This is a genomic window from Neobacillus bataviensis LMG 21833, from assembly GCF_000307875.1.
Lineage (GTDB): Bacteria > Bacillota > Bacilli > Bacillales > Cytobacillaceae > Neobacillus > Neobacillus bataviensis.
This window is the reverse complement of record NZ_AJLS01000115.1, coordinates 83,660-110,522: the sequence shown is the minus strand read 5'-3', so window position 1 is coordinate 110,522 and position 26,863 is coordinate 83,660. Positions and strand designations below refer to the sequence as shown.

At 43.8% G+C, this 26,863-nt stretch carries 30 protein-coding genes; 23 read left to right on the top strand and 7 right to left on the bottom strand.

Features of this window, described 5'->3' with window-relative positions:
* The first annotated feature begins 97 nt into the window (after positions 1 to 97).
* Positions 98 to 1,600: a cardiolipin synthase gene (cls, locus tag BABA_RS15220; protein ID WP_007086096.1), complete on the top strand. Its 1,503-nt coding sequence runs from the start codon at positions 98 to 100 to the stop codon at positions 1,598 to 1,600.
* Positions 1,601 to 1,654: 54 nt separating this feature from the next.
* On the opposite strand, the gene BABA_RS15215 is transcribed toward cls, so the two are convergent.
* The 3 genes from BABA_RS15215 to BABA_RS15205 all read right to left on the bottom strand — a co-directional run bounded on the left by BABA_RS15215 (position 1,655) and on the right by BABA_RS15205 (position 2,973).
* Positions 1,655 to 2,005 (bottom strand): hypothetical protein, encoded by a 351-nt coding sequence (locus tag BABA_RS15215; RefSeq protein ID WP_007086095.1) that lies wholly within the window; start codon positions 2,003 to 2,005, stop codon positions 1,655 to 1,657.
* A 292-nt stretch (positions 2,006 to 2,297) separates the two neighbouring features.
* Entirely contained in the window at positions 2,298 to 2,552 is a 255-nt protein-coding gene (locus BABA_RS15210) for a GlsB/YeaQ/YmgE family stress response membrane protein (protein WP_007086094.1), read from the bottom strand.
* 88 nt (positions 2,553 to 2,640) lie between these two features.
* Positions 2,641 to 2,973, bottom strand: a complete 333-nt coding sequence (locus tag BABA_RS15205) for an IDEAL domain-containing protein (RefSeq protein WP_007086093.1) — start codon at positions 2,971 to 2,973, stop codon at positions 2,641 to 2,643.
* Between the two features lie 154 nt (positions 2,974 to 3,127).
* Here BABA_RS15205 and BABA_RS15200 point away from each other — a divergent pair, with 154 nt between their 5' ends.
* From BABA_RS15200 to BABA_RS15165, 8 genes are all read left to right on the top strand, one after another.
* Positions 3,128 to 3,454: a YflT domain-containing protein gene (locus BABA_RS15200; protein ID WP_007086092.1), complete on the top strand. Its 327-nt coding sequence runs from the start codon at positions 3,128 to 3,130 to the stop codon at positions 3,452 to 3,454.
* A gap of 163 nt (positions 3,455 to 3,617) precedes the next feature.
* The gene (locus tag BABA_RS15195) at positions 3,618 to 3,797 is read left to right on the top strand and encodes a hypothetical protein (RefSeq protein WP_040346518.1); all 180 of its coding nucleotides are present in this window, start codon (positions 3,618 to 3,620) and stop codon (positions 3,795 to 3,797) included.
* 230 nt (positions 3,798 to 4,027) lie between these two features.
* Positions 4,028 to 4,264 carry a DUF1146 family protein gene (locus tag BABA_RS15190; RefSeq protein ID WP_007086091.1) on the top strand — a complete coding sequence of 79 codons (237 nt, stop codon included), beginning with the start codon at positions 4,028 to 4,030 and terminating at the stop codon, positions 4,262 to 4,264.
* 236 nt (positions 4,265 to 4,500) lie between these two features.
* On the top strand, positions 4,501 to 5,379 hold the full coding sequence (locus BABA_RS26105; protein ID WP_007086090.1) for a YwmB family TATA-box binding protein: 879 nt from the start codon (positions 4,501 to 4,503) through the stop codon (positions 5,377 to 5,379).
* Between the two features lie 32 nt (positions 5,380 to 5,411).
* On the top strand, positions 5,412 to 6,722 hold the full coding sequence (gene murA / locus BABA_RS15180) for a UDP-N-acetylglucosamine 1-carboxyvinyltransferase (RefSeq protein WP_007086089.1): 1,311 nt from the start codon (positions 5,412 to 5,414) through the stop codon (positions 6,720 to 6,722).
* A gap of 341 nt (positions 6,723 to 7,063) precedes the next feature.
* Positions 7,064 to 8,107 carry a stage II sporulation protein D gene (gene spoIID, locus BABA_RS15175; protein ID WP_007086088.1) on the top strand — a complete coding sequence of 348 codons (1,044 nt, stop codon included), beginning with the start codon at positions 7,064 to 7,066 and terminating at the stop codon, positions 8,105 to 8,107.
* 372 nt (positions 8,108 to 8,479) lie between these two features.
* Complete coding sequence (locus tag BABA_RS15170; protein ID WP_007086087.1) at positions 8,480 to 9,349, top strand: stage II sporulation protein SpoIIQ; 870 nt, start codon at positions 8,480 to 8,482, stop codon at positions 9,347 to 9,349.
* 111 nt (positions 9,350 to 9,460) lie between these two features.
* On the top strand, positions 9,461 to 11,524 hold the full coding sequence (locus tag BABA_RS15165; protein ID WP_007086086.1) for a penicillin-binding transpeptidase domain-containing protein: 2,064 nt from the start codon (positions 9,461 to 9,463) through the stop codon (positions 11,522 to 11,524).
* A 220-nt stretch (positions 11,525 to 11,744) separates the two neighbouring features.
* Here the strand turns inward: BABA_RS15165 and BABA_RS15160 are convergent, their stop codons facing one another.
* Entirely contained in the window at positions 11,745 to 12,071 is a 327-nt protein-coding gene (locus BABA_RS15160) for an MGMT family protein (RefSeq protein WP_007086085.1), read from the bottom strand.
* A gap of 625 nt (positions 12,072 to 12,696) precedes the next feature.
* Between BABA_RS15160 and spoIIID the strand changes: the two genes are divergently transcribed.
* The 5 genes from spoIIID to BABA_RS15130 all read left to right on the top strand — a co-directional run bounded on the left by spoIIID (position 12,697) and on the right by BABA_RS15130 (position 15,767).
* Positions 12,697 to 12,969, top strand: a complete 273-nt coding sequence (gene spoIIID, locus BABA_RS15150) for a sporulation transcriptional regulator SpoIIID (protein WP_007086083.1) — start codon at positions 12,697 to 12,699, stop codon at positions 12,967 to 12,969.
* 176 nt (positions 12,970 to 13,145) lie between these two features.
* On the top strand, positions 13,146 to 14,147 hold the full coding sequence (gene mreB, locus BABA_RS15145; RefSeq protein ID WP_007086082.1) for a rod shape-determining protein: 1,002 nt from the start codon (positions 13,146 to 13,148) through the stop codon (positions 14,145 to 14,147).
* Positions 14,148 to 14,448: 301 nt separating this feature from the next.
* Positions 14,449 to 14,748: a DNA-directed RNA polymerase subunit beta gene (locus tag BABA_RS15140; RefSeq protein ID WP_007086081.1), complete on the top strand. Its 300-nt coding sequence runs from the start codon at positions 14,449 to 14,451 to the stop codon at positions 14,746 to 14,748.
* Between the two features lie 108 nt (positions 14,749 to 14,856).
* On the top strand, positions 14,857 to 15,291 hold the full coding sequence (fabZ, locus tag BABA_RS15135; RefSeq protein WP_007086080.1) for a 3-hydroxyacyl-ACP dehydratase FabZ: 435 nt from the start codon (positions 14,857 to 14,859) through the stop codon (positions 15,289 to 15,291).
* A gap of 137 nt (positions 15,292 to 15,428) precedes the next feature.
* Entirely contained in the window at positions 15,429 to 15,767 is a 339-nt protein-coding gene (locus BABA_RS15130) for a hypothetical protein (protein ID WP_007086079.1), read from the top strand.
* Between the two features lie 107 nt (positions 15,768 to 15,874).
* Here BABA_RS15130 and BABA_RS15125 read toward each other — a convergent pair whose 3' ends face one another.
* Both BABA_RS15125 and BABA_RS15120 read right to left on the bottom strand, forming a co-directional pair.
* Entirely contained in the window at positions 15,875 to 16,141 is a 267-nt protein-coding gene (locus BABA_RS15125) for a hypothetical protein (RefSeq protein WP_007086078.1), read from the bottom strand.
* A 159-nt stretch (positions 16,142 to 16,300) separates the two neighbouring features.
* On the bottom strand, positions 16,301 to 16,732 hold the full coding sequence (locus BABA_RS15120; RefSeq protein WP_007086077.1) for a YwpF-like family protein: 432 nt from the start codon (positions 16,730 to 16,732) through the stop codon (positions 16,301 to 16,303).
* Between the two features lie 234 nt (positions 16,733 to 16,966).
* On the opposite strand from BABA_RS15120, the gene ssb reads away from it, so the two are divergent.
* Positions 16,967 to 17,341 (top strand): single-stranded DNA-binding protein, encoded by a 375-nt coding sequence (gene ssb / locus BABA_RS15115; protein ID WP_007086076.1) that lies wholly within the window; start codon positions 16,967 to 16,969, stop codon positions 17,339 to 17,341.
* Positions 17,328 to 17,552, top strand: a complete 225-nt coding sequence (locus tag BABA_RS15110) for a hypothetical protein (protein WP_007086075.1) — start codon at positions 17,328 to 17,330, stop codon at positions 17,550 to 17,552. Before ssb ends, BABA_RS15110 begins: the two co-directional genes overlap by 14 nt.
* Positions 17,553 to 17,800: 248 nt before the next feature.
* On the opposite strand, the gene BABA_RS26100 is transcribed toward BABA_RS15110, so the two are convergent.
* Entirely contained in the window at positions 17,801 to 18,214 is a 414-nt protein-coding gene (locus BABA_RS26100) for a helix-turn-helix domain-containing protein (protein ID WP_007086074.1), read from the bottom strand.
* 210 nt (positions 18,215 to 18,424) lie between these two features.
* On the opposite strand from BABA_RS26100, the gene BABA_RS15100 reads away from it, so the two are divergent.
* The 7 genes from BABA_RS15100 (at position 18,425) to BABA_RS15070 (ending at position 26,852) form a co-directional block, all read left to right on the top strand.
* Complete coding sequence (locus BABA_RS15100; protein WP_007086073.1) at positions 18,425 to 18,823, top strand: hypothetical protein; 399 nt, start codon at positions 18,425 to 18,427, stop codon at positions 18,821 to 18,823.
* 125 nt (positions 18,824 to 18,948) lie between these two features.
* Positions 18,949 to 19,248 (top strand): hypothetical protein, encoded by a 300-nt coding sequence (locus BABA_RS15095; RefSeq protein WP_007086072.1) that lies wholly within the window; start codon positions 18,949 to 18,951, stop codon positions 19,246 to 19,248.
* A 302-nt stretch (positions 19,249 to 19,550) separates the two neighbouring features.
* Positions 19,551 to 20,672, top strand: a complete 1,122-nt coding sequence (locus tag BABA_RS15090) for a 3D domain-containing protein (protein WP_007086071.1) — start codon at positions 19,551 to 19,553, stop codon at positions 20,670 to 20,672.
* Between the two features lie 195 nt (positions 20,673 to 20,867).
* Positions 20,868 to 21,941, top strand: coding sequence for a hypothetical protein (locus BABA_RS15085; protein WP_007086070.1), 1,074 nt, complete (start codon positions 20,868 to 20,870; stop codon positions 21,939 to 21,941).
* Positions 21,942 to 21,997: 56 nt separating this feature from the next.
* Positions 21,998 to 22,258, top strand: a complete 261-nt coding sequence (locus BABA_RS15080; protein WP_007086069.1) for a DUF3949 domain-containing protein — start codon at positions 21,998 to 22,000, stop codon at positions 22,256 to 22,258.
* 425 nt (positions 22,259 to 22,683) lie between these two features.
* Positions 22,684 to 24,243, top strand: a complete 1,560-nt coding sequence (locus BABA_RS15075) for an NADH dehydrogenase subunit 5 (RefSeq protein WP_420805997.1) — start codon at positions 22,684 to 22,686, stop codon at positions 24,241 to 24,243.
* Complete coding sequence (locus BABA_RS15070) at positions 24,240 to 26,852, top strand: DUF2309 domain-containing protein (protein ID WP_007086067.1); 2,613 nt, start codon at positions 24,240 to 24,242, stop codon at positions 26,850 to 26,852. The genes BABA_RS15075 and BABA_RS15070 overlap by 4 nt, the downstream gene beginning before the upstream one ends.
* Positions 26,853 to 26,863: the final 11 nt, after the last annotated feature.

Genomic DNA, 26,863 nt, shown 5'->3' with positions numbered 1-26,863 from the left:
CGTTATGGTGTTAACGCATTGGAGGCAGGTACCTTTTGTTTCATCATATTAAATAAAGGGTATTTCATCTTAAAAAAGATGTAGGGAGAACGTCGTGATGAAACGTAAACGCTTGGAATTTTTCTTTGTCATCGTGATGCTTATTTTATGCTACTTGGTTTTATTTACAGGTCTGCCGTTTAAGTGGAAAGGGCTGTCAATCGGTCTTTATGGCTTGATTATTATCTCCACTGTGCAGGCATTGTGGCTCGAAAACCGACCACCGCAAAATACATTACTATGGACCTATATTTTAGTGTTATTTCCGGTAGGAGGCTATATTTTCTATGTCTACTCCGGTCAGCTGCTCGTGAAAGGAGAATTGTTCAAATCAAAGCGGATGAGTGACCGTGAATTATTCGAATCCATCAGTAAAAAACAGCGTGCGCTGGATGTGTCGCAGCTAAATGACCACCAGCGCAGTTTTGCCGATTATTTGAACCGGGTGACCTTAACCGATCAAAATCAAAACACGATGACCACAGTGTTAAATAACGGCACGGAAACCTTTGAGGAAATTAAACGGCGCCTGATGGCCGCGAAGGATTTTATCCATTTGGAATATTATATTTTCCGCTCTGACCGCCTTGGGCAGGAGTTAATTGACATTTTAATGGCCAAGGTGCGGGAAGGCGTCGAAATCCGGCTCATGGTGGATGCGGTCGGCAGTTATTCTTTTTTAAGTGCCGTCACGAAGAAAATGGTGGCAGCTGGCATTCAAGTGTATCCCTTTTTACCGCTCAAAACCGCTTGGTATAATCAGAAATTCAACTTCCGCAATCATCGAAAAATTATTATTATTGATGGCAAAGTGGGTTTTGTCGGCGGTCTCAATGTCGGCATCGAATACCTTGGAGAGGATGATGAATTTGGTTTTTGGTGTGATACCCATGTAGTTCTTGAAGGGGAAGCGGTGCAGACACTTCATGCAGTCTTTTTATTGGACTGGAAGTATGTGTGCGGGGAGACGTTGTTTGACGATGAGCGATATATGAAGGAATATCCTATTCATGACAATGGTTTGGTGCATGTGGTGGCAACGGGCCCGGAAACACGAGACAATATGAGTGACCATTATTATGCGATGTTTACTTGTGCGACGAAATCGATTTGGATTGCCACCCCGTATTTTATACCGAACCAAGCGATTCAAACAGCCTTACGCGTTGCAGCAAGAAAGGGTATTCAAGTCCGTCTGATGGTGCCTGACACCAATGACGGTTTTCTCACCCAATATGCGACCCAGTCCTATTTTCCTGAGCTGTTGCGTGCAGGCATTGAAATTTATTCCTATCAAAAAGGTTTTTTGCATAAAAAGGTGGTCATTGTCGATGGCGATCTTGCCTCGGTTGGGACGGCAAATGTCGATATGCGCAGCTTTCACTTGAACTTTGAGGTGAATTTATTTTTAACAGCGACCGATTCGATCGCTGATTTAGTGAAGCATTTTGAGGAGGATTTAAGGGAATGCCGACGTATCACCCCTGTGGAGTTCTATAAACGGAAGATGACAGTGAAAGGAAAAGAATCATTTGCCCGCCTGTTCTCAGGGATTTTATAATTTAGTAAAAACAAATGGGGCTTTCTCGTTGGAAGAGAAAGCCCCATTGTTTTTTTATTTAAAACTTGCATTTTTTTTGTCCAAAAAGTCCTCATTTAATATCCCCATCTCCTGAATATGAGCGCGGGTTTTAGTATCTCCAAGCTGATAGAGGATGGCGTAGATGATCACCATTCGTACATCGTATTCCTGATTTTGGGGATCATGGTGATATTCAAGAAAAGGAATATGGGAGCGGATATAGCTTTCCCAATCTGTTTTGTCGTTATCATCAAACAACTGTTTAAGACTTGTGATTTGACGATCCGTCGCTTCAATTTTAAAATTCCATTCCGAACCAAAAGGCTCCCGTGCTATTTCATGAGACTGAATATTAATATAGTAGCTATGTTTTGGCAGTTCCATTTGATCATCTCCAATTTCTTTTATTCTAGGTTACCTTTCCAAATGAGTTGATTCATTTTAACTAAACGACGTAAGCCCTACCTCTCTTACATCCTTACGGCTCCGAAGCCGATCCAGTCTGAATAGTTATTCTATTAAATCGTAAGGGAGGTCTTCCCTTGAATTCTCCAAAAGGTTTATTTATGTATGAATTACCCGTCATGCCGAAAAATAAACCTCTATCCTTACCGTAAGTTACACACACAAAAAAGAGGCTGCCCCTGTGGCAGCCCCTTATTGGGTGGTTACACGATTAAGCTGTATGTTTCTTTCCTTTTAAGATAAGGCTCAGGATAAAGACGAGGGCAATCGCACCGATGAGCGCCGGAATGAAGTAAAATCCGCCGATGACGGGACCCCAGCCGCCTAATAGTAAAGATCCAAGCCATGCGCCGATAAATCCGGCGATAATATTGCCGATGATGCCGCCTGGTACGTCACGTCCCATAATAAGTCCCGCGAGCCAGCCGATGATGCCTCCAATAATTAATGACCAAATAAATCCCATAATCAATCTCTCCTTTTTTTTTTGTTGTATCTATTTATTGAAATACCCGCATTTTTGAAAAATAAACCTGATTGTCGAAGTGACCAAATTAACTGTAGGTTTTTCCGTTCTGATTTAATCGTTCCTTGAAATGTGCTTTCGAGTCAGTCAAGGCATATTGGCTGACTCGTAATTCATAGGTTAACTTTTTAAATCGTTCTTGGTCTCGTTCATCAAGACACTTGTCAATTTCCCTTTTTAATAGGCTGATTTTTGAAATCGCCTCTGCTTGCCGCCTTTGATCCCCTCGCCATTTCGGCGAATCCTCTCTTAGATAATCACTGGGTTTGGTTAAGCGCACCCCGCATTTACAAAGTGTTTCATTCACACTTAGTACATAAAATTCCGCGTTTCCACAATATTTACAAACCAGTTTCTTCATATAAAACACCTCCAATTAATGTGAAGCAAGTATTTTCTATATACCCATACTCGGGAAGTTAGTAACCTATAATAAATTGCATAAAAATGTTTCAATTTTTCAAGAAGCGGTTATATACCGAGTAGAACACGAAACACAATAAGGAGGAATGAAAATGGAAAATGTAAAAGTAGTTGAAAATGGTGTCGAAGCAAAAAGGGAAATTGACCAATTTATCATGCAGGGGTTCACGAAGAATGAGATTTATTTATTGGCACACGATAAACCCCGCTCAGAGGATCTAACCGAATCCCTGGACATTCAAAAAATTGGGGTTGATGAGCAAGGTGTTTTCGATTCAATCGCAAATGTCTTCCGAACTCGCGGGGATGAACTCCGCTCGAAGCTTGAATCATTGGGGTTATCGCGTGCTGCGGCCGAGCATTATGAGGAAGAAATGGATCAAGGCAGGGTCATAGTCGTAGCCTCGAAATCAGCATAGCTTAAAACGAATATATCCCGGGTCTAAATGGGGTTTGGCGGAATTAATGGAAAAGTTAGCGGAATTCATTCATAGGTTGGCGGGATTCTGGATCAAGTTGGCGGAATTAATCTGAAACTTGGCGGAATTCCCGTCCAACTAAAATAAAAGGAGGAGAATCAGGGTGAAATATTCAAATCTAAGTTTGGATCGATTATTGGGAAGTCGATTTAAGGCGAGACATAAGGTAAGGGAATACCATAACTTGGAACAGCAATTTGAGCAACCGATTATCCACCGCGAAATTCAAGGAAACAGGGTGTATGTCCCATTAAACGTGAACAGGGTATGGAATGAGGTTTAATGCCTATAATAATCGATTTAACTGACAAAACACCGTTAAAATGTAGTGAACGGTGTTTTGTCAGTTAAGGGGTGTAAGCCCTTGCATCATTTTCAATTTTCCAAAAATTACCCAAAAAGGAAACTTTCAGGACTTTCATTCGTCTGTATGGTAGAATGGTCTTTGGGTAGAGCGAGGGACGGTTCTTATAGCATAAGAACCGTCCCCTGCTTCGAAAAGGGGGAATCAGTATGATGAATGATTTTGGGCAAATAGCTATGGTTAGTATCATGTCGCATTTGGTTTTTATTGCGCTTTCTTGGTGGGCACTGCAAGCGATTCGCTTGGAAAAGCTGCTGAAGCCAAACCATGTGGTTCAAGCACGATTACTGTACATATTATTAGCTATTTTCATCGGATCGTCTGTTAGTAACTTTTTCCTTGATTACCTTCAATGGTCTCGACAACTGCCATTGATTTTTAATTGAAGTGAGGCAGGGGAGGGTTCTCCGGCTTCGAAGCGGGAGAACCCTCCCCTGCTTCAACCAAATTGGTAAAAATTTAGTTCTTCGTACATGTTCCCATTTGCTGATATTTTGAGTACAATCGAGTTTATGTGGAAAGATAAGTGTGTCCCAAATTTGGATTTTGTCAAAAAGTGACGACATTTCCCAAGTATTGCTCTCTCGCTGCCTGGTAACAATGGTAGTAAGGGGGAGTAGAGATGAGAAATGGCAAGATGTTTTTATATATAGTTACGATTTTGAGTTTGATCCTGGTTGTGATTGGGAACCGAACGACTGAAGCAACGAGCGGTCTAGATTTTCTTCGCGCTGAAAAAACGATCGATGTCGGCAAAGAACTTTTTCAAACGTCAAAAAGGGACGGCGTAGGTGCTACACTTGTTAGTTTGAAAAAGAATACGGACGGCAGCCAGTCGATTTTTCAAAAAGATTTAGTAAAAATGGGTAAGGTTTTATCTGCCGAAGATATTTTGCTCGATGAATGGTCTTTTTATGCACGGGAACATGTTGTCGGAATGGAAAGTGTGCAGGAGGTTCAAGAATATGCGGACTCGCTGCGGCGAAAGTTCCCTGATTGGGAATGGTCTGTGACGAACACCAGCCAGAAATGGGAAGTTACGGCAGTATCTCCATCTAAACACCACAAAGAAATGCTTCAACTTATGGCAACCCACACAAAACAACCTGTAAATGCGTATATAGTATATAGTGTCAGTGGAATGGAATGGAACGAGTCTTCTCAGGCCTTTTTTACTAGGGATGTTTTTAAAAATAGGTTAACCGACATATTTCGAGGGAAACCTACAGTTTTTTCTTGTATGAAAGGCGTTATCAGTGATAAGATTGATAAGGCTTTACCGGTAACGGTGAGGAGTTTGCTGGCCGGTTTTGATGCTAAAGAGGTCGAAGCGTTAAAAGAGGAGACTTTCATGTCTGTTTCGGCAATTTCGCCGATGTTTTCAGGCTCCATAGATGAACAAAAAAATAACATGAATTTGCAAATTGGCGTACGCTCCGAAGGATTGGGCGGTAAGACTACCGTTGTAGTTGGCACACCAATCATTACGATTGAATATTAATATAGAGAAAATGGACGCGGAGGGGAATACTCTTGGAAAAGATCATCGTCCGCGGCGGACAAAGGCTTTATGGAACGGTTAAAGTAGAAGGTGCAAAAAATGCCGTGCTGCCTGTTATCGCTGCAACATTATTAGCAAGTGATGGAAAAAGTGTAATTCGTGATGTACCTACACTCTCCGATGTATTTACAATTAATGAAGTTTTACGAAACTTAAATGCTGAAGTGGTATTTGACAATAATTCAGTGGTTGTGGATGCATCCAGAGTGTTAAAAGATGAAGCGCCATTCGAATACGTTCGTAAAATGCGTGCGTCTGTTCTTGTCATGGGATCGTTATTGGCGCGCAATGGCCGGGCCCGTGTGGCTTTGCCTGGCGGATGTGCGATTGGATCCCGTCCGATTGACCAGCACCTAAAGGGCTTTGAGGCCATGGGTGCGAAGGTGAAGGTTGGAAATGGCTTTATTGAGGCGGAGGTCGATGGCCGCTTAAAGGGAGCTAAGATTTACTTGGATTTCCCAAGTGTTGGTGCAACAGAAAACATTATGATGGCGGCGACCCTTGCACAGGGAACGACGATCATCGAAAACGTCGCAAAAGAACCAGAGATTGTAGATTTGGCGAATTTCTTGAATAAAATGGGCGCTCGCGTAAAAGGTGCTGGAACGGGTACTCTTCGGATTGAGGGCGTTGATGTATTATTTGGCGCAGATCATGCGATTATTCCAGACCGGATTGAAGCAGGTACGTTTATGGTGGCTGCTGCGATTACCGGTGGAAATGTATTGGTGCAGGGCGCGGTTCCGGAGCACTTGTCTTCTTTGATTGCGAAGATGGAAGAGATGGGTGTGAAGATTGTGGAGGAAGAGGATGGCGTTCGTGTCATCGGTTCTGAGCAGTTGAAGGCGGTCGATATTAAGACGATGCCGCATCCGGGCTTCCCGACGGATATGCAGTCGCAAATGATGGCGTTATTGCTTCGTGCACAGGGGACTTCGATGATTACGGAAACGGTGTTTGAGAACCGTTTTATGCATGTCGAGGAATTCCGCCGCATGAATGCGGAGATTAAGATTGAAGGCCGCTCGGTTATTTTAACAGGCCCTTCGAATTTACAGGGCGCAGAGGTGTCTGCAACAGATTTACGTGCAGCGGCTGCGTTGATTTTGACTGGTTTGGTGTCTGAAGGCGTGACACGCGTGACGGAGTTGAAACACTTAGATCGCGGTTATGTGAATTTCCACGGCAAGTTGGCGGGGTTAGGCGCTGACATTGAGCGTGTGAATGAAGCAGACGAAACCTATGTTGAAGTCGAGAAATATGTTTCAGATATGAATGCGTAAAAGAAGATAGGTAGTACGGTTAACGGGGAATCCCGAAGGTTGCGGTGGTCTGATATCAGACCGACCCATCCTTCGGGATTTTTTTGTGTGGCTGTAGTGGAAAGGGTGTCAGGCACCGTTTACTGGTTTTGCGTGGTGGTAATGGTGGATTGGGTGCCTGACACCCTTTGCTTCGTTTGCACGGTTTTTACGACGTTTTAAGGGGATTGGGTGCTGATGCTACGCGCTCGGTTTTATGAAAATTTCTGTAATAAATGCTTGTCCGCTTCCATATGTATGAATGGAGACGTATTCCGGCTGATTTGTGCCGGCTGCGAATTTTACAAACTGGAGGCACAATCATGAAAAAATTCAAACCACTCATCCTACTAGCGTCACTGCTTATTGCCCTGACCCTCATTATTCCGGCTGTGCTCGTGTTACCTTTTTCAGGTGAGCATCAGGCGAGTGGAAAATTGGGGGAAGATTTAACGAAGGGAGGCTCCCAGACAAATGAGGTAAATGCCACTCCCTCAATCACCGACCCAGCGGTTGAAGTAGCGGTATTTCGTTCGGCAAAATCAAAAATTGAGAATGTCCAATTAGAAAATTATCTTGTTGGCGTTGTGGCTGCGGAAATGAATGTGGATTTTAAAGAGGAAGCTTTGAAGGCACAGGCACTGGCGGCAAGAACCTATATTGTAAATAAGCTGGTAAACAAAGATACAATAGGTGTACCAAAAGGAGCTCAGGTCACCGATACACAAAACAACCAGGTTTACAAAAATGACGATGAGTTAAGGATGCAATGGGGCGTGGATTATGAATGGAAAAGGAAAAAGATCTTGGACGCCGTCCGGGCAACAGGGGGGCAGATTTTGACCTATGATGGAAAACCGATTGATGCCCTGTTTTTCTCAACGGGTAATGGGTATACCGAAAACTCGGAGGACTACTGGTCAAGCAAATTTCCTTATTTAAGAAGTGTATCGAGCCCCTGGGATAAAAAGTCACCGAAATTTACCTCTCAAAAGGTGTTGGGTGTTAAGGAATTTGAAGCGAAGCTTGGTGTGAAGATTGGCGCTGGATCGACAATTGGAAAAATTGTCGAGCGTACCACCGGTAAACGTGTCGGAAAAGTAGACTTTAATGGAAAAGTTCTAACTGGAAAGGATATCCGGGACAAACTTGATTTGCGGTCGTCTGACTTTGCCTGGGAGCGGAAGGGTGAGAATATTGTCATTACGACAAAGGGCTTCGGCCACGGGGTCGGTATGAGCCAGTACGGTGCGAATGGCATGGCTGAGGAAGGTGCGGACTATCAGGAGATTGTGAAGCACTATTATCAGGGTGTGGAGATATCGCCAGCAGATCCGATGCTTGCCACGGTTACGGCACGGAAATAGTTTTGTTTATGGATGGAGCCAGGCCTTTGGGGCCTGGCTTTTATGTTTTAAAAAAGGGAGTGGTTGATAAAAGATGGAAAGTGGTTGATAAATGTTCAAAAGTGATGGTGGAAGTCGTCGGCTGCAAGAGGGCGCGGGACATGTAAAAAATTGCGGACTCTATTAAATGGAGTGGCTCTTTCAGAAGCAGGCACAACTGAATAAACGCTGTAATAGGGGTATTTTAAGGCCTTCATATCAGTACCTCCGATAAATTTTAAAAATAAATGCATAAAAACATTCGCACTGTCGAAAAATAAGTTTAAAAAAATTTTTTTGACTAGTGTATATAATTCTAGTTATCTGTTCAGAATGATTGCTGAGGTGATGAAAATGAGAGAGGAAGAAAACAAACGATCTTCTCAAGGTTCCAGCGTAAAACGCTTTTTCAAAAAGCGTTGGGTATTTCCAGCCATTTATATCGCAAGTGCAGCAATCATTTTAACCGGGGTTCTTTGGTATCAATCAAGCAGCAGCAACACCGATAAGTATGATTACAAGTCTACGGACCTTACCGGTAAAAAGAACCAAACACCAGCGGTTGAAGTTAACAAGCCATTCGAAAACTTCAAAATGCCGGTTGACAAGGCCACTGAAGCAGTCGTAAAAACAAAATTCTATGATTTCCAAGGCAAGGCAGAAGATCAAGAATCGGCATTAGTATTTTACAACAATAGCTACCTGCAAAACACGGGTATTGACTTGGCGTTGAAAAACGGTGAAACGTTTGATGTTACGGCATCACTTAGCGGAACCGTTAAACGTGTGGAAGAAGATGCGACCTTAGGGAACGTCATTGAAATTGAGCACGACAATGGTATTGTCACACAATACCAATCCGTTAAAGACATAAAAGTGACGGTTGGCGAGCAAGTAAAACAGGGACATGTCCTTGCCAAGGCTGGGCAAAGCTTGTTCAATGAAAAAGCTGGAACACATGTACATTTTGAAATTCGTAAAGACGGCGTAGCGGTTAATCCAACAAGTTACTTTGACAAACCGTTAAGCGCGCTACAGGAAAAATCAGTTGATGCGCCAAGCCAAAAAAAGCTTGATGATCTTGAAAAGTCAACAGATAGCGAAAAATCAACTGATAAACAAGAGAAGTCAACAGACAGCGAAAAATCAACTGATAAACAAGAAAAGTCAACAGATGACCAAAAGTCACCTGTTAAACCAGACGCATCATCGGAAAATTCTTAATACAGGGTTACAAAGGGGAAGGGGAATACTTTTCCTCTTTTTTTTTATGACCGGATTTTTTTCCTATTTCTAGCATATTGTTTATAATGGTAGGAAAGGGAGGGATTACTTTTGAAAAAATTAATAGGGATTTTGATTCTGCTAGTAATGGCAGCAGTATTTGCCGGCTGCAGCAAGGAACCAACGCCGGAGGAGCGATTTTCCGACTACATAGCACTATGGAACAAACAAAAGTTTGATAAGATGTATGATTACCTTTCTAATGATGCGAAGCAGACTATCACCAAAGAAGAGTTTACCACTCGCTATCAAAAAATCTACGAAGATCTTCAAATTACAGACCTCAAGATTGATTTCAAAAAACCAAAAGAGGATAAGAAAGCGGGTGAGCAGGTTCGCTATTCTTTTTCTGCAAAAATGAACAGCATCGCTGGCGCTATTCATTTTAGCCAAAAAGCGAAGTTACAAGAGGAAAAAAGAGACGATAAGAAGAACTGGTATGTAGACTGGAATACTGGGTTCATTTTTCCAGAATTGAAGGAAGGCGATACGATTGGCCTGAGCACTGTTGCGCCGAAACGCGGGGAGATTGTGGACCGCGATGGGAACGGGCTGGCGGTGAATGGGCAGGCGTACGAGGTGGGCGTGGTTGCCGGGAAGGAGGATGCGGCGGTTCTGGAGTCGCTGTCATCGCTGCTTGGGATGCCGAAGGAGCAGATTACGAAGGCGCTCGGGGCGAACTGGGTGAAGCCAGGGCTGTTTGTGCCGCTGAAGAAGGTGTCGAGGGACGATCAGGAGCGGATTGATCAGTTGGTGGCGCTGGAGCCGGTGCAGACGCGGAAGGTGGAGGCGCGGGAGTATCCTTTCGGGGCGGCTGCGGCACAGTTGGTCGGGTATGTGGGGCCGATCACGGCTGATGAGCTGGAGAAGCGGAAAGGAAAGGGCTATACGAGCCGAGATGTGATTGGGAAGCGCGGGCTTGAGCAGGTGCTGGATGAGCAGCTGAAGGGCACGAGCGGCGTGAAGATTGTGATTAAGAAGAAGGCTGGTTCGGGCGCTGCTGGCGATGCGGCTTCCGCTCCGGAGGATGTGGTGCTGGCGGAGAAGCCGGTGGTTGATGGGAAGAATGTTAAGTTGACGATTGATGCGGATGTGCAAACGGCGGTGTTTGCGGAGATGGCGGGGACTGGTTCCGATACTGGTTCCGGGGCTTCGGGTGAGGCCGGGACGGCGGCGGTGATGAATCCTGTGACTGGGGAGACGCTGGCGCTTGTCAGCAGCCCGTCGTTTGACCCGAATCAGGCGACGCTGGGGTTCTCTGCTGAGGAATGGAAGGCGTTGCAGGAGGATCCACGCCAGCCGTTGACGACAAGGTTTAAGCAAGCGTATGCGCCGGGCTCGGTGATGAAGCCGCTGACGGCTGCGGTAGGGCTGTCCGGGGGTGCGATTAACCCTAGTGAGGCGTTGCCGATCCTTGGTAAGCAGTGGCAAAAGGATAAGTCGTGGGGCGGTTATTTTGTGACACGGGTGCATGCGGGGACGGATCCGGTGAATTTGGAAAAAGCGCTCGTGTATTCCGACAATATTTATTTTGCCCAGGCGGCGTTGAAAATAGGGAAAGAGGGATTTACGGCTGGATTGAAAAAGTTTGGCTTTGAGGAAGATCTCGGATATCCATTCCCGCTTGAGAAATCCGTCATTGGCGGCCTTGGCAATGAAATTGCGCTCGCGGATTCGGGCTACGGGCAAGGGCAGGTTCAGATGAGTGTGGTTCATTTGCTTGCTTCCTATACACCGTTTGTGAGTGGCAATGGTGGCAATATGATCAAGCCGGTGTTGCTTGAGGATGAAGCGCAGGGGCAGGTGCTGAAGGAAGCGGCGGTTTCTGCGGAACACGCGGGGCTGATTGCGGCGGATTTACGGAAGGTTGTGGGTGACGCGGCTGGTACGGCACATGCTGCGGAGATGGCGGATTATCCGTTGGCGGGTAAGACGGGCACGGCCGAGATGAAGCAGAAGCAGGGCGAAACTGGGGCGGAGAACGGCTGGTTCATCGCGTACAATCCTGATACACCAAACTTGATGGTCGCCATGATGGTTGAAGGAGTCCAAGGCCGAGGTGGGTCTGGAATTCCTGTTAAGTTGGTTAAAAATGTTTTTATGAAAATCAAATAGTGTTCGCGAGGGGCCTTGGTTTGGTGTTAGGTATACACCAATTGCGGGGCCCTTATTTTTGGGGGGGAGGGGATTTACTCTGTGGTTTTGGGGATTTACTCTCCGGTTTTCGAAATTTACTCTCCACTTTTGGCCCGTTACTCTCTACTTTTCCGATTTTACTCTCCCCTTCAAAAATCCACACTCGGGACCATTGTAAAAGCCAGGCGGGCAGCCTGGCTTAGGTATCTATTCTTATTTTTATAGGATTCCACCGATATATCCCCAAATCAATAACCCCATTCAATCCTATCTGTACACCCTCTGCTTCAAGCGACATCCACTGCTCATTGTAGGAATCGTCCTCCTGGATGGCGATTTGGCCTTTAGCGTTGATGACACGGTGCCAGGGAAGGTGATGCTTCCGGCTCATGGAATGAAGGATGCGGACGACCTGACGGGCTGCACGAGGACTTCCAGCGAGCCCAGCAATCTGGCCATAGGTCATGACCTTGCCCTCCGGTATATTTTGAATAATTTCAATCACTGCTGCTGTAAAAGGTGTCATAGAGATGATCCTTTCTGATTAACATTTATATATCCCCCATTATACTTGAAATGCGAAAAGCGTTGAAGCTTGCTGTATAGGAATCGACTTTTGTATAATATTCGGGCGAGTTTGAGCCGAAAATACCGATTTTAAGTGTTTTGAAATAATTTTTTCTCTCGACAAATTTCTCGGGAAATAACGACAACCACTGAGGATTTCTAAGCGAAATCCCTTGGTACACTTGGATTCTCATGAATGTCGAAAAAAATGAAATTGTCCTATTTTCAAAAGATTCGACGAATGCCCTTGTCCCGATTGTGGATTTTGTGCATAAACCCGTATCCAAGCTAATAAAATGGTTACAAACCTTTACAAAGAGAGTGTTTGAGGTGAAGAGTCGTTTGAAATTAGCGGGCATTCAGTCGGGGACATGATTATTCATTGTATTGTCAGAAGGGTAATACTTTCTGCCGCATAGTGTAAATAGTGTAAACGGTGACAGGCACCATTTAGGAGGCAGCCGTAGTGTAAACGGTGACAGGCACCATTTGCTGCATTAGTACTGTGCGGAAGCAGTATTCGTCGAAGTGATAAGCGGGTCTCATTTCACACTACTCACATCCATATTAGGGAGGGCGAGAGTGTGCACGATTACATCAAAGAGAGAACTATCAAGATTGGAAAGTATATCGTGGAGACGAGGAAAACGGTTCGCGTGATTGCGAAGGAGTTTGGCGTATCCAAAAGTACAGTCCATAAGGATCTAACAGAGAGACTTCCTGAAATTAATCCAGAGCTGGCAAACGAAGTGAAAGAAATTCTAGATTATCATAAATCGATCCGTCACCTCAGGGGTGGAGAGGCGACCAAAATGAAATATCAAAAAGAAGAAAAGGAAGGGGAGGCTGTTAAATAAACAGCCTTTTTTCTGCAAACGCATTTCTTTTAAAAAAATTTTCCTCCTCGACCGACATATTTCCACAAAAGTCTACGAATTTTTAAGTTATCGTTATGGAAATTTTAATGAATATGATACAATAGACAATTAGGAAATGTATGTGGATTTTGTCTCCAAGGAGGAACGAAAAAAGAATGTTTGCAAGGGATATTGGAATTGACTTAGGAACGGCTAACGTGCTAATTCACGTAAAAGGCCGTGGAATTGTGTTGAATGAACCTTCCGTCGTGGCGATTGATAAAAATACAAACCGTGTTTTAGCAGTAGGTGAGGAAGCCCGCCGCATGGTCGGCCGTACACCTGGGAACATTGTTGCGATCCGTCCGCTTAAAGATGGCGTCATCGCAGACTTTGACGTAACAGAAGCAATGTTAAAGCATTTTATTAATAAACTAAACGTAAAAGGCTTTTTATCGAAGCCGCGTATCTTGATCTGCTGCCCAACGAACATCACAAGTGTTGAGCAAAAGGCAATCAAGGAAGCTGCTGAAAAAAGCGGCGGCAAAAAGATTTACCTCGAAGAAGAACCAAAAGTGGCAGCAATCGGTGCTGGGATGGAGATTTTCCAGCCGAGCGGAAACATGGTTGTCGACATCGGGGGAGGAACGACAGACGTTGCCGTGCTTTCAATGGGCGATATCGTGACTTCTTCCTCTATCAAAATGGCTGGCGACAAGTTCGACATGGAAATCCTCAACTACATCAAGCGCGAGTACAAGCTGTTGATCGGTGAGCGCACGTCCGAAAATATTAAAATCAACATCGGCACCGTATTCCCAGGTTCCCGTTCGGAGGAAATGGAAATCCGCGGCCGTGACATGGTGAGCGGTCTGCCGCGCACGATTACGGTTCGATCCGAAGAAATCGAAGGCGCATTAAGAGAATCGGTTGCAGTGATCGTTCAGGCTGCAAAAAGTGTTCTTGAGCGCACACCACCAGAGCTTTCAGCCGACATCATTGACCGCGGCGTGATTTTAACCGGCGGCGGAGCATTGCTGCACGGAATTGACATGCTGCTTGCGGAAGAGCTGAAGGTACCAGTTTTGGTTGCGGAAAACCCAATGGACTGCGTGGCTATCGGCACCGGAATCATGCTGGATAACATCGACCGCATTCCGAATCGGAAGCTAGGGTAATTATTCTGGCTCCTTGATTTGGGTCGTAGGACATCTTACCACACAGAAAGTCTAATGAAGCAGGCAGAACACGCCTCGTTCATTGGGCTTTTTTTTAGGCCGAAATTGCCTCAGTTCGTCAATATTCCCGCTTTTTTTGCAAGAATTGACTTTTTTCTGTAAAATAATAATGTATAAGAATGAATAATTTTTTATAATAGAGAAAATGGACTTATTGCAAAGAAATTTTTATAAAATAAATAGGATATAATATGAAGTAAACTTGTGATCCGAAGGGAATTCGGTTAAAGGGGAATAAAGAATGTCTGTAGATAATACGCAAGCAAGGACGAGAGAGGAATATAAAAAAGATAAGCATGATGCTGACCAAAATAAACAGGTTAAGGTGGAAAAGGCCGATGCTGCGCCAAATCCAAATAAGCGCATTCGAATTCGCTTGATTCCCATTTGGCTTCGTCTGCTGCTTTTGGTTGTTTTCATCTTTGTCAGTGTGGTGGCCGGAGCAGCTGTGGGGTACGGCATGCTTGGCGGCGGGAAAATAGCAGATGTTTTTAAAGAGTCAACATGGACGCATGTGCTTGATCTGGTGGATAAGAAATAGCGATAAAGTGAAAAAATGGGGAAGTGGCGTGATTGCACTTCCCTTTTGTGTAACATTAATAGTAGAATAAGGAATAAATACTTGTTCCTAGTAGGAGGTACTAATTATATGCTTGATATCGATCAAATTAAAGAAATTATTCCCCACCGTTATCCGTTTTTATTGGTAGACCGCATCTTGGAGGTTGAAGAAGGAAAACGAGCTGTCGGAATTAAAAATGTGTCCGCCAACGAGGAATTTTTCAATGGGCACTTCCCGGATTACCCTGTGATGCCGGGTGTGTTAATCGTGGAGGCACTTGCGCAGGTTGGGGCAGTCGCTGTTTTGAAAAAAGAAGAAAACCGCGGCCGTTTAGCCTTTTTTGCAGGAATCGACAATTGCCGCTTTAAAAGACAAGTGAAGCCGGGCGACCAGCTTCGCCTTGAGGTGGAAATGGTGCGGGTGCGCGGGCCAATTGGCAAAGGCAAAGCCGTTGCGACCGTTGATGGCGAGGTTGCGTGCGAAGCAGACATCACTTTTGCGTTAGGGGATAAAAAGGAATAATTTGTTTGGAAAAAACGACTGGGATCCCGATCTTGGTCGTTTTTTTTGTGGAAAAATGTCCCTGTCAACAATTTGTTTATACTGGGGAAGCTAAAAAAAGACCATTGGTCAATTAATTGGTGAAAGGGGCTTTTCGCTTGAAGAGAAAGTTATTTTTATTACTCGCGGGTTCCGTTCTATCTGCGGTGTTGCTCGTTGGCTGTAACAATAATAAGGATCAAAATCCGCCGCCGCCAACAAATAATAATATGAATACACCGGGTGATAATGATTTAAACGGCAACCTCGATCGGAACAACAACCTGAATGATAACATGGTTCCGAACAATAATTTAAACAACAATGGGCACTACCCAGAATCCGAAGACAAAAACACGAACACAGACAAAGACCCTGGAAAAGACAACAATACACCACGTGAAGACATCATCGAGGATGACATCGACCGGAATGACGCAAACAAAAAAGACGAATAAAAAGAAAGGGTGTCAGGCTAATGCGGTGCCTGACACCCTTTCTATCATATAGACTGTGGCTAGTGCTCTAATGGTGCCTGACACCCTTTCCACCACGTACATGGTGTTTAGAACTCGCCGCCGGTTGCTACTAGAGCCACAACTAATATAATAATTGAGACGATGATTATGATGTAAAGCAATATGGCCACGATGGTGATAATCCAGCCCAGAACTTTGCGTCCTGTTCGAATGAAGTAAATTCCCAATGCAATCGGGCCAAAGAAAAACCCTAAAATTGCCCAAAGCCAGCGACTTTTATTGTGCTTTGGTGCATCTAGGTATAAAAATATAGCAATAATAATACCGACTATAAGTCCAAACGATCCTTTCATCACGTTTCCCCCTTTAAGAAAATTTGACCAATACTCTTAATATCACAAAGAGTTGACAGAAAATCAACAAAAATGTTAGTATTCCCCCAATTTCATCCAAAATAAAAAACCAGCCCGAAGACTGGCGATGACCCTTGTCGAAAGTGCAAGCAAACCCGTTTACGGATTTTTCACTTTAATTTTTGGCTTACTCTTCATCTTTTCCTTGAATTCCTTCAGGAGTGCTTCGCCTTCAAGCCCTTTTTGCATTAAGCTGTCGAGCAGGAGCTCGGAATAATCACTTTTATTGCGGCGCAAATGGCCTTCAAACAAAACGCTAATATAGTTTTCAAATTTAAGCAGCGAACAAATCTTCGTTTGAAAATAGGCAGGGGCATTCTCCTTCTTCGTAATCACCGCTTCCACAATAATATCCTGATTCTGCTCGGATATTTTTTTAAAATAATCATAGAGGGATAAGTTTGTATACGCCTCAAGCAGCCAGGTGGAGCGGTCGTCTTCCTTATTCAAAATCAAGCCATCCACCAATGGCACCTCGACAGAAGAATCATCGCCCACGACATCCAATGAGTACAACTTAAATGATTTCATAGCAGCCTCCTGTTCATTTTTCCTAAATTATAACATATGCGGAAGAAAAGCAAATGTCGAAAAATAATTGCAGAAACTGCCTAATTTGAAAAAGGAGCCTTTCTTTTGACAAAAATGGGGGTGATAACCCGCATTATTTGACAAAAACCACCCTGATAAACGCATTATCGCCATTTTACAACGATCGAACCCGGGAGCTATGATAGAACCATCAAAGAAAAAGGAGTTGAAAAAATGATTAACCAGGTTACACTCGTTGGTCGGCTGACGCGGGATCCTGAATTAAAAAAGACGCCGGATGGAACGGCCGTGTCACAGATAATGCTGGCAGTCAATCGCCACTTTCGCAACCATAATGGTGAGATTGAGACCGATTTCGTTCCGTGCACACTTTGGCGAAAAGCCGCAGAAAATACGTGCACCTATTGTCGAAAAGGGTCGGTGATCGGGATTACCGGTAGACTACAAACCCGCCATTACGATAACAAAGAGGGCAAAAGGGTGTATGTCACAGAGGTGGTCGCTGAAACGGTTCGCTTCCTGGGCTCGAAGCCGCAGGATGCTATGCCCGAGCAAAAAAAGGAGGAAGTACCAATTGGAAATCAATGATGACGCTGCCAATAACCTAGAGCAGCTGCTGGAAAGCTTAATTAAAATGGTGGGCAAGGCCAATAAAAATGTCGACAGCCTGCAGAAACGCGTCAGCCAATTGGAATGGCTCATAAGGGAGCGGCAACTAGAGAACAAGCAAAGAGGCCCCATTCATATCTACTCCAGATACCCACACGAATCTGCAGACAAATTTCCCATACACCTTTGACAAAATACGCCTCAGATCTGCTTCAAGAGTTATTTTTTTGAAAAACTTTCCTCGCAACCGGATCCGGCTGTTAGAGAAAATCAAGCATCCCTCCGTCATCATCTCCATTTTTCCATTCCGGCAGCGCTTGCCGGATTTTTTTTATACATTCTATGTATAAAAATCAGCGAGCAGGAGAAACTTGTAAAAAACCCCCCTGTTTTTTTAAAAGGAAGCCGCTGAACAAAGTGTCAGCGGCTTCTTCGATGTTACATTTTGTCTTTATGCCGTTTATCTAACTTAATAAAGTTTACAATACCGTCTGCGTAAAAACTCCTGCGTCTCGGGCCGATAAGGGAGAGGTCAACAAGAGCTCTTTTTAATTCAGGTTCCTGTTCCATGAGCTTCATAATCAGTCCAATATCCGGATCCTCCGGGTTTTCCTTCAGCACAAATCCGGGTGCCTCTACGTTTGGCAGCAACTGATCGAGCTCTTCCACCAGGTATTCCTTCTCTACATGATAAACTTCCGCAAAACGAATCACTGTTTGATAATTTGGTATCGCTTTTCCCGTTTCATACCGGCTAACTGTTGAGCGGTGCATGTTCATCATGGTAGCCAGTGTTTCCTGCGACCAGTTTTGCTTGTCGCGCAGTTCCTTTAATTTTTTCGATAAAGACATCCTTTTCACCGCCGTTATAACATTGATGTTTCTAACTTAACGGTTTGAAAGTATGCAAAGACCAAATGTGACGGTTGTGCACATTTGTGGTTGTGAAAATCATGCACATTAGGTAAAAGGAACCATAACGGAAGTGGGGTGTGCAGGAAAAATGAAAATTATTGTCGAATAATAATGGTCGATACTTGTAATTTAATGGAGGTTTTTTATTTGAACAATACAAATTCCATCATTTTGATTGGAGAAAAGGTCGACAACCAAGAATTACAAATCACATGCAAAACCAACTCTTTTGAAGAAGGCCAACTAATACCCAAACCAACTGAGAACTCTCCCTACCGATCCATCCCTCTAGAAGATGACACAAATATTTCCTTTTATTTTCGTGGTTGCAGTGTGCGGTTTAATCTTGAAGAACGATCCCTTTCGGTTGTTGAAGTGGATCGAGAGCTAACGGAAGATGATGCTTTCGATGTGTTAGCTGATTTTGCTATTAAAGAAGGGAATAGGATTTCCTTACTGAGGATTCCCCCTTTACGTAAAACAAGGACAGGCAAGCGGCAAAAAGTGCAGATCGTGGCAGAAGAGAAGAAACTGGGGGAGGAATGATATTTTTGGATTTAGGTTTGCGGAATTTCTCGAAGAGTTCCGTACGATTTGAATAATCCATTGCATCGCTGGCTATTATTTTTAACAGATGATATTCCAATGTTTTTTTGAAGGAGGTTTTGGGGATGGATGTGATTGTGAATAAGGCAGAACAGAAGCTCCTTAGATTAAGTGCAGATTCTGAAACAAGGAGAGAATACGAACTGCGTGAGAAGGCTCTGTCGGATGAACGGAGCAGGATGGAGGACGCGCGGGAAAGTGGGATAAAGGAAGGTATAAAAGAAGGTATGGAAAGAGGTAAGGAGACTGGAATCTTAGAGGTAGTAAAAAGCCTAATAGCCAATGGAATACCTCTACATGAGGCGGCGAAATATACTCCTTATTCGGCGGAGGAACTGAAGAAAATGCTAGAAGGAGATATCTAATGGAAGGTGCTTAACGCGACACTCCACAAACTTTACAAAAAATTACCAAACTCTATTTCAAAGAAAAGGCTCCGGAAGATCCATTCAACCGGGGCCTTTTTGCATGCCCTGGAACCCGAACTGAAATGTCCACCGTGGAAGGATTACTGTCCACGGATGGTGCCTGACACCCTTTGTGTTATGCCACAGAATAGACACTTTTCCGTCAATTAAGACAAAATGTGATACACATTTAATATTTTTGTAACATAACTGGTACATTGTTTTGATATAAATAGGGTACTAAGGAAAGGAGAAAGTGTATGCAAACGACAAGAAAGCGTATCATTCTCGTGTTACTTACCATGATGTTATGTGTATCAGGTTCAATGGTTACATATGCACAATCCAACAGCGATGCCCTACATAATGCACAGCAGCAGCTGCAAGAAAAAGATAGATTAGTAGAGCAAAAGGTACAAGAACAGCAATCGGTTAATAAAGAAATACAAAATATTAAACAAGAGTTAGAATCTGTTTTAAATGAGATTACAAAGAACAAAGAAGAAATGGCCAAGTCTCAAGCGAAAATCGATGAAACGAACAAACTTATTGAAGCCAAAAAAGAAGAAATTGTTGTGCTTGAGGACAAAATGCTCGCCCGCCAAGATATTATGAAAAAACGGGCAGTAGCCATGCAGCAAAATAGCAACGTCAATCTGATCGTGAACCTATTCTTTGAATCTGACAGTATTTCAGATTTCATCCAGCGTGCGAGCGCAGCTTCAACGCTTATGGATGCGGATAAAGATATTTTGACAGCGCAAAAAGCAGACCTTAAACAGATTGAAAAAGATAAAGAAGAAATTGACCGCCAAGAAAAAGTTTTAGAAGAAGGTCAGAAGGCGCTGGCTGCACAGCAGGCAGCATTAGATCAAAATATGCAAAAACGTCAACAATCCCTGACTGTAATGCAGGAAAAATTTAATCAAATTGCACAGCAAGTAGCGCTTGCCGAGAAGGAAAAGTCCGGACTTGAAAACCAGATGAGAAATATACAGGCGAGTATTAGCGCAGAGCAAGAAGCTGCAAGTGCGCGGGTGGCCGCTGTATCCGTTTCATCAACCCCTCCACAAGAAAATAGCGGAGCTGCGACAAATGGAAAAGAGATGTATGTTACGGCAACAGCATATACTCCGTTTGATGGCGGAACCATTACATCGGCTGGCTACAATATTGCCGCCAATCCAAATATGAAATTGATTGCAGTGGATCCATCTGTTATTCCAATGGGCAGCAAAGTATGGGTAGAAGGCTACGGTGTAGCTATTGCCGGTGATACAGGCGGTGCCATTAAAGGTCACAGAATTGACATACTTTTGCCAACAAAGGCAGCGGCCTATTCATGGGGCAGAAAAACGGTAAAAGTCGTAATATTGAACTAGTAACTTAGCTTCGCATACGGATGGTAAAAAGAGACCTAACCCTGGGAATCAAACCTGGGTGGGTCTCTTTTTTTACTGCCTAAACAGTAGAATTGGTGTCAGGCACCATTTTTTATTTGTATCCATAATTGGATATTTATGTTAAAATGGAACTATAAAGTGCGTCACAATCCCTGATGCAATGGGAGGGAAGATATGTTAACTACCCCTAAAAAAAAGTGGCTGTGGTTTGGTTTATTATTCACGTTAGTGATTGGTTCAAATGTACTGGTTTATCAAGCAGAATGGGCAGGACCTCTTCCATCAGGAATGGCGCTAGGCTCTTTATTTGACTTCATGATAACCATCCCTGTTCTCGTTTACCTTTTTATCATAAGAAAACGCTATTCCCTAAAATATGTGCTTCCCGTCATGATTGCGGGATATGGAGCTGCGATCCTGATTATTCCGCAAGGCTACCTGTCGGGCTATTCCTTTGTAAAATATATATTATTTGCGGGAGAGGGAGCTTTTTTCCTTTTTGAACTCTACGTGATTCTAAAGCTTCTGGCGAAAATTCCAGCGATCATCAAAAGCTACCGCCGCAACGCAACCGTGGTCGCAGCCGAAAATCCAACCTTTCAACATCGAATGGAACAAGCGTGGAATCAGCACATGAAACCCTCGCGGATGCGTGATATTTTTTTCTCCGAAATGACGATGTATTATTACAGCTTGTTTTCTTGGAGGCAAAAGCCTTTATCCGGAGAAAGAAATTTCACCTATCATAAAAAAACGTGTGCCATTGCACTGTACATCATGCTAATCCACGCGCTTGTCTTGGAATCGGTCGGATTTCACTTTCTGCTTCATTCATGGAATCCCACCGTGGCCATCATCGCATTGGCATTAAATAGTTATACCTTATTATTTTTTATAGCAGAAATCCAGGCCATTCGCCTTTGTCCGATGATCATAACAGATCGCCATTTATATTTACAGGTTGGAATCATGAGAAGGGTGGCTGTTCCTCTTGAGGAAATTAAGAGTATTCACTATTATGATGGCCCTGAAAAATTAACCAAAGAGGAATCACGGGATGTGTTCGATGCCACCGTAGCCGACTTTATGAAAGAAAAGCCTACTTTTGAAGTAGAATTTGTTCAACCGGTGGAAGCAAGGTTCCTGTACGGGCTGAAGAGAAAGGTAAGGAAGGCACATCTCAGTCTCGATGATCCGCAACGTTTTTACCATGTACTTTCGGAAAAAATCAGCGAGAGGGGCAAATAATTCTGGAAATCGCTGCGTCGTAGGTATTACTTTTTCAAAAAAAGGGGTTGAAATAAATGGGTTTATCGGTCACGTTATGGGCTCTTGGCGGCTATATTTTGTTATCGCTGATTCTATTGCCATTTCAATATTCCTATATTAAGGAATTGAAAAAGATGGATAAAAAACGGCGGGCACAGGGAATCAGCCAGGATGAAATGTATGATAATATGAGCTTTGAAGAGCAGCAGCTGAGTTTTAACGCACAAGGAAACGTATTATTTATCGGAGCCAATCTATTCGCGACACTCTTGTATACATTAAAAAGTAAGAAATGACTACCAAATTCAGTTTGGTAGTCATTTTTTATTTCAATTGATTTCGTCACCACAATAGGGGAGCGTTAGAAGAAATTTCAACTTGACACAATGTCCGATAAATAGTAACATTACTAGCATAAATTAATTGTTTTCTCTAAAAATATTGGTTTCTTTAGCATAGGGTTAATGACTTTTTATTGACTATATGAAAAAGCAAATTATAACAAAGAGGACAACTGTTCTTATTGGAAGAAAGAAAGTTACATAATTAGGTAGACTATTAAAAGGCCGGCTGGGCCTGTTAAAAGTAAACCGACAATTTTCAAAGTTTAATGGATTTAACCATTATGCTTATAAAATTGTCGGTTTTTTTTGTTTTTAAAAAGTAAAACAGAAAGGGATGCAGCAAAATGAAGGAAATCGGTCAAAGTTATTTTTTCGGAATGGGTTTCTTCCATACATCGGTAGAGGGAAGTAAAATGCTCATTTCTGTGCCTGAACTATTTTTTGGATTGCTTATCATATCGGTGCTTAGCGCGCTATTCCTGTTATTCCCAAAGGTTCCGCTATCTTTTGTTCGTCTTCACGTCGGTATCACATTGCTGCCCCCAATCGCTGCCCTGCTGGCCCTTGTTACGAACAATGAGACCATGATTTATGGCCCTTGGCGGCTTGATTCCTTATCATGGTTGTTGGCGTTGTTTGTCCTTACCATCGGTTTTATCGTGCAGCGCTATTCTGTTCGTTACTTACTCGGTGATCGTTCCTATCGAAAATATTTTGCTCTGCTGACGATTACTACTACTGCTGATTCAGCTGTCTGGCTAAGTAATGACCTTCGCCTGCTGCTGGTTTGCTGGGGGGTTACACTCCTGGGACTGACTTTGCTTATAAGATTAAAAAAAGACTGGAGTGTTGCTAGAAACGCGGCTTCGCAATCCGGCCGTCTGTTTGCACTAGGCTGGCTTACCCTGTTAGGAGCTGTCATCTGGATCACTCAAACCACGGGGCATTGGCAGCTGTCGCTCGTGCTCACCCAAAGCAGTCTTGTACAGCTTGATTCATGGGAAAAGACTTGTATTAACCTGCTTCTAATCTTAGCTGTCGTGATTCCGGCAGCACAATGGCCTTTTCAACGTTGGCTGTTAGATTCAGTTGTGGCTCCAACGCCTGTCTCCGCGGTCATGCATGCGGGATTAGTGAATGCAGGCGGAATTATCTTGACTCGATTTTCACCTCTTTTTAGCGGAAACCTAGCCCAAATTGTTTTGATTCTATTGTCCGGTGTTTCAGCCATAATAGGGACTGGAATTATGCTTGTCCACGTTGATTATAAACGGCAGCTGGTTGGGTCTACGATTGCACAGATGGGATTCATGTTAATCCAATGTGCATTAGGTGCTTATTTGGCAGCTATTATCCACGCTGTCTTACATGGTCTATTCAAATCAACTCTTTTCTTACAGGCTGGCTCTGCACTTCATCACCACGAGGTGCCAACCTCCAGGACAAACCAGCCAAAATCAATAGTATGGACAATAACTGGCGTGATTTTAGGCCTCTTGGTGGCAATTGGTCTTTGGATATCTTCTCCTGGAGAGGGTTATCAAATGATAAGCGCTCTTACCTTAGGATGGTCAGTTTCAATTGCTTGGACCCAGCTCGTGGCTTTTGGATCCGGAAGTATCGGGCGGATAGCAGGATTTTCTTTGTTTGCAGGAGCAGCCATTGTATACAGTTTGGTACATGATGCTTTTTATAGTGTATTACAAGATACAATCCCAAAAGGAGTTCAACCACCGGAACCGGTAGCCATTTTGCTCCTGATGATCTTATTGGCCGGAAGTGCTGCAGGTGTATGGCTGTCTCGTCATCGTTCATCAACTGTCTATGCTGTCATTTATCTTTGGCTTGTACGATTGGGTGAGCCTCAAAATGATTTGGTCGAAAGTCATCCAAAGCAATTGACACAATCATTCTCTAGAGGAGGTCATTTACGATGAATACAACATTAGCAAGAACATTACATTGGGAAATGCTGCCTGAACCCCAAGATTTTGATCTTAATGACTTGGTGAAATCGGCCAGCAGCGTCATTGCACCGCTCGGGCCTATTAACACATTTGCGGCACGCAACCCCTGGGTAGGCTTAGAGGAACAACCGTTTGAAAAAGTGGCACGCTGGCTCAAAGATACTTGTGATGTAGATATCTACCCCAATGATTCCGTATTTCAGTCTGCACGGGATCGAGGAGAGATTCATCAGCATTTTTTAAATAATAGACTTCAACATTGGCTAAACTCACAGTCTTTGGAAATGCCCCATGAGGTCGCAGAGCGGTATTGCATGGCTGCACTTATACAGAATCAACCATCTTCAAGTACTTTAGAAACATCTGAGTTAAAAAGCATGGCAAAAAAGCTAAACCGTTTTACCTCCCAAATGACAGAAAAACATTCAGTTAAAACCTATAGTCAGCGCTTGGAACAACTGGGAAGGATGAATGCAGCTCAAGAGCTTAATCGCCATATGATCAAGTGGTGTAAATTGTTTTTGGATCAGTCCCAGGCTGTCTGGTCGATGCCTAATCGGGAAGAAGGTTTCTATCAAGCGTGGCGGAAACTGGTCCAACACGATCCAGCACTTAGCCGTCAGGTACGTAAACAACTAGGAAAGTTGCCGGTAGAAGCAGATGCTGCCTTAAAGGAAGTTTTGCTTTTACTGGAAATTCCTTTTTCGGAAATCCAAGACTATTTGGAAGCACATTTCCTTGCTTTGCCGGGCTGGGCGGGAATGATGCTTTGGCGTTCACAGCAAGCAGCCGAAGAAACTTCACTGCTGCTTGACTATTTAGCTGTACGAATTTCGATGGAATGGGCTTTAATTAAACCCTATCTTCCCTTGCCTGAAAAAAGAAATGATAAAGTAAATCTAGAACCCTTAATTGCAGCTTGGGCGGAATGGGGGAACCTGCCAATCAATGCTTGGTCCCAGTTATCCTCCACAGAAATAAAGGCACGTTTGGCCCTTGCGTATCGTTTTGATAAAATTCTACGCAATCGACTTTTGCTTGAAGCATGGGAACAAACATATGAAGACCAATTGAAAACGATTATACACACCCAACAGCCTGCTGTAGCAACAGAAAATGTAAAGCCCGCACTCGCTCAATTTGTATTTTGTATTGATGTGCGTTCAGAGCCTTTTCGCCGCAAACTTGAACAAGCAGGGGATTTTGAGACCTTTGGAACAGCAGGCTTTTTCGGGTTGCCGATTGAAACCTGCGAGCTTGGCAGTAACCACACGCATAACTCTTTGCCGGTCATGTTTAAACCGCAATATAAAGTAAAAGAGTTTTCACCAGATGCTGAATCCTATCAACAACGGTATCAGGCATTTAGTTCACTAAGGTTTACATTTAAAACGATGAAAAACAATTTGGTTTCTAGCATGGTGTTACCGGAAATTAGCGGTCCTTGGCTAAGCCTGCAAACGCTAGCCCGCAGCTTTGTGCCTCGGAATGCAGGCCGGACATTTAGTAAATTGCGTGAAACATGGCTGCATAAACCATCCACGGAACTCTCGCTTGACTACCCGCAAAAATCAGAAACATATCTGCCAATTGGCTTTTCGATGAAAGAAAAAGTACACTACGTACAACAGGCACTAAAAATGATGGGACTCACTAGTCAATTTGCACCACTAGTGGTTATATGCGGACATGGAAGTCACAGTACGAACAATCCATATGGTTCCGCACTCGACTGCGGTGCATGCGGAGGAGCATCAAGCGGATTTAATGCACGGGTGCTGGCTGCCTTGTGTAATCTTCCAAACGTAAGGGAGAGACTTGAAACAGAGGGAATATTCATTCCGAAAGATACCGTTTTTGCAGCCGCCGAGCATAGTACCACACTTGATGAATTACGTTGGCTTTATGTTCCTGAACTATCAGTTGAAGCGAAGGAAGCATTTAAACGCGTCCAAGCCGCGTTGCCAAAGGTGAGTGAGGAAGCCAATGCTGAGCGGATTCCGCAATTGCCGAATATTGGAACTCACCTCAAAAATCCAAAGGCTGAGGCCGAGCGTCTTTCAGAAGATTGGAGTGAGATCCGTCCTGAATGGGGCTTGGCACGTAATGCTGCGTTTATCATTGGGGAACGCCGGCTGACCCAAGACTGCAATCTGGGAGGAAGAGTTTTCCTCAACAATTATAACTGGAAGAAGGATAAAAACGGTACGATCCTAGCCAATATTATTCCCGGGCCTGCAACGGTAGCTCAATGGATTAACCTGCAATATTATGCATCTACTGTTGCCCCTCATTATTATGGCAGCGGGAATAAAATAACCCAAACTGTGACAGCCGGTCTCGGAGTCATGCAGGGGAACGCCAGTGACTTATTATCCGGGCTTCCCTGGCAGTCGGTTATGAAATCGGATGAAGAGATATATCATGAGCCATTGCGTTTGCTGGTGGTTATCCAAGCACCGATGAACTATGTAAAACGGATGCTGGACAATGATCATGCCTTTCATCAAAAAGTGAAAAACGGGTGGATTCGGCTTGCGTCCATTGATCCGGAAGGACGCTGGGAGAGTTGGTCTTAACCACTTTCCCG